The organism is Pseudothermotoga sp., assembly GCA_025060105.1.
Taxonomy (GTDB): domain Bacteria; phylum Thermotogota; class Thermotogae; order Thermotogales; family DSM-5069; genus Pseudothermotoga_A.
Genome location: JANXCS010000021.1, coordinates 1 through 504 on the forward strand (window position 1 = coordinate 1; position 504 = coordinate 504).

Sequence of the window (504 nt, forward strand, 5' to 3'; positions counted from 1 at the left end):
TCCCCTTTGCCAAAAACAAGAGCCCTGTCTGCTAATGTTTTGATCGGCTTGGAGATAGTACCACTGACGAAGAATATAACCAACGCGACTATGACTGCAAGAGCAACGAACATGATGAGGATGATGGTGAGTAATCTGTTCGCATCCGCCATGATCTCTTTTTCAGGTATCGCTACACCCAACGCCCAGCCTTTGACGGTTTGGATAGGTGCATAAAAGTTGAGATTGATGGAACCATCTGGCATTTTGACCTTGAAATAACCGCTCTCACCTGAGAGAATCTTTGAGGCAGCCCTTTCAAGATCATTCAATCCCATCTTTGAGGCTTCTTTTATGTTGAGCTTCATGGTGTATTGTCCAGCTGTATCGGCGATGATCGTTCCAGCCGAGTCGCAAGCCCAAGCGAGTGTACCTTTCGTGAGACGGGACCCTTGTAAAACATTACTGATGGTTTCTGATAGTACCGTTGCTGCGAAAATTCCTATCGTTTTTCCTGTTTCATCT

The 504-nt window shown here is 45.6% G+C and carries 1 protein-coding gene; it reads right to left on the bottom strand.

The window, feature by feature from the left end:
* Positions 1 to 504: methyl-accepting chemotaxis protein (locus NZ875_09685; protein MCS7176003.1), on the bottom strand; the 504-nt coding region annotated here is incomplete at both ends.